Source organism: Bartonella sp. AP57NXGY, from assembly GCF_042195805.1.
Classification (GTDB): Bacteria; Pseudomonadota; Alphaproteobacteria; order Rhizobiales; family Rhizobiaceae; genus Bartonella.
Genome location: NZ_JBHIOZ010000002.1, coordinates 29,960 through 32,585 on the forward strand (window position 1 = coordinate 29,960; position 2,626 = coordinate 32,585).

The 2,626-nt window shown below is 37.0% G+C and carries 3 protein-coding genes; all 3 read left to right on the forward strand.

Annotated elements, in window-relative coordinates; translation table 11 throughout:
• Window positions 1–738 (forward strand): MiaB/RimO family radical SAM methylthiotransferase (locus ACFIL8_RS00550; RefSeq protein ID WP_375688738.1); only part of this gene is annotated, 738 nt, incomplete at its 5' end.
• 159 nt (window positions 739–897) lie between these two features.
• Window positions 898–2,022 (forward strand): PhoH family protein, encoded by a 1,125-nt coding sequence (locus ACFIL8_RS00555; RefSeq protein WP_375613339.1) that lies wholly within the window; start codon window positions 898–900, stop codon window positions 2,020–2,022.
• The gene (gene ybeY / locus ACFIL8_RS00560; protein ID WP_375638365.1) at window positions 2,019–2,486 is read left to right on the forward strand and encodes an rRNA maturation RNase YbeY; all 468 of its coding nucleotides are present in this window, start codon (window positions 2,019–2,021) and stop codon (window positions 2,484–2,486) included. The genes ACFIL8_RS00555 and ybeY overlap by 4 nt, the downstream gene beginning before the upstream one ends.
• The last annotated feature ends 140 nt before the right edge of the window (window positions 2,487–2,626 follow it).

The following is a 2,626-nucleotide window of genomic DNA, read 5'->3' on the forward strand; positions in this document are numbered from 1 at the left end:
ATTACGCTGCTTGGACAAAATGTCAATGGTTGGCATGGACAAAGTGCTGATGGCAAAACTTGGCGTCTTGGCGATCTTCTTTATCATCTTGCAAAACTCGATGGTTTAAAGCGTTTGCGTTACACAACCAGCCACCCGCGTGATATGGATGATAGCCTTATCGCCGCACATCGAGATCTTGATATGTTAATGCCTTACCTCCATCTGCCTGTTCAATCAGGTTCAGATCGCATCTTAAAAGCCATGAATCGCCAACACAAAAGTTCTCATTATCTTCATCTTATCGAAAAAATTCGGACGGCACGACCCGATATTGCCTTTTCAGGTGATTTTATTGTAGGGTTTCCAGGAGAAACAGATGAAGACTTTGAAGAAACCATTAAACTTATTCAACAAGTACAGTACAGTTCAGCTTATTCTTTTAAATATTCCCCCCGTCCTGGAACAGTGGGAGCCACAATGAAAAATCATGTTGATGAATCTGTAAAAGATGCCCGACTTCAACATTTACAAGCCCTTCTCCTTGAGCAACAAAATGCGTTTTTGCGTTCTAAAATTGATCAAAAAACGAACGTTCTCATCGAAAAACCTGGACGTCACTCAGGGCAAATGGTAGGGCGTTCCCCTTGGCTTTTACCTGTTGTTGTCGATACAGAAGCCTCTACAGGTAGCGTGATAGAAATTCATATTAAAAATGCAAGCTCAAACAGTTTTGTTGGTGAAGTGACAAATAGATAAACATGCCTCTAATACCTTGTTCAAAAATAAATATTTTGGAAAACTCTTTTATTTTAAAAGCAAATGATTACATCTAAAGCGTGCACTTTTTGTAAAAATTGTCTTTTATAAAGTTTACTTAACAAAATGTGCAATATTTATGTAAATATGGAGAATAGGCTGAAAGCTTCAACCGAAAAAATAAAGCGTATTAAAGAAAAAGTAAATATGTCCCTTGAAAAGGCTGATACCTTGAAACAAACAAGCGCTTCAGATGTGAGCCAAGTTGTTTTGATTTTCGAAAATAATAAATATGCAAAAGCAGTTTTTGGTAAATTTGACGAAAATCTCGCTTATATCGAAAAAAAACTCGAACTTAGTATTCATCCGCGTGGTAATGAAGTCTTAATCCGTGGAAATATTTCTGTTATAAAACGTGCGCAATATGCATTGCAGCAGCTTTATGAACGTGCCAAAACACATCAAGAGCTCACTTTATCAGATATAAAAGGAGCGATTGCTATGGCAAATATACCAAAGAAGCAGAAAGAAGACACAATAACACACAAATCTGCAACGAAACGTATAGCAGCTCGGTTGAGTACCCATAAAAAAATAATTCATGCAAGAACTCCAACACAAGACGCTTACATAAGTGCTATGGAGCATACTGAACTTGTGTTTGGTGTAGGACCAGCAGGAACAGGAAAAACGTATCTTGCTGTTGCTCATGCTGCAATGCTTCTAGAACGTGGTATCATTGAGCGAATTATTCTCTCACGTCCGGCTGTTGAAGCTGGAGAACATCTTGGTTTTCTTCCCGGTGATCTCAAAGAAAAAGTCGACCCATATTTACGACCACTTTATGATGCTCTTTATGATATGATGCCCGCTGAAAAAATAGAACGCATTTTAGCCTCTGGTGTCATAGAAATTGCTCCTCTCGCCTTTATGCGCGGACGAACACTTGCCCATGCTGCTGTTATTCTTGATGAGGCACAAAATACTACGCCCATGCAAATGAAAATGTTCCTCACACGTCTTGGAGAAGGAACACGTATGATTGTTACCGGTGACGTAAGCCAAATTGATTTGCCTACAGGGCAAAAATCAGGTCTCATTGAAGCAATTCGCATTCTTTCAAATGTAGAAAATATTGCAATTGTGCATTTTGATGAAAAAGATGTTGTACGCCACCCACTTGTTGCTGCTATCGTTCGTGCTTATGATCGTGATTCCGAAATACAAAATAAAAAAAAATCATTCGCATGCGATGCATTAAAAAATGAATTTGATTCATCATGATTATTATTGATATAATGATTAAAAGCGCAGGGTGGAATGATGAGAAAATGCTTTATAATATCACTGAAAAAGCATTAATGGCAACTATGCATCATGTTTCATTGGAAAATGTTGTAAGCGAGATTAGCCTGCTTTTTACGGATGATGAACATATGGCACAAATCAATGCACAATGGCGCAACAAAAACAAATCTACTAATGTATTATCCTTTCCTGCTTTTCCACTTAAAGCTGGAAATCGACCTGGTCCCATACTCGGTGATATTATTATTGCCCGAGAAACTGTTGTTTTCGAAGCAGAGAAAGAAGGAAAAACATTTCAAGACCATTTAATACATATGATTGTTCATGGTATCTTGCATCTGCTTGGTTATGACCATGAAACTGATGATGAAGCATATAAAATGGAAAAGCTCGAAAGAGAAATTCTTCAAAAGCTTTCCATAAAAGATCCTTACGCATAATTGTCTATCAATGATAAAATTTAACTTTTAAAATCAATATTACCAGCATACCATTTAAAGCCTCTTATTTATCTATTATAAAAAAGAAAGTCTAGAAGATTTCAAAACCATGGCAAACAAAATAAATGCACAAAATAATA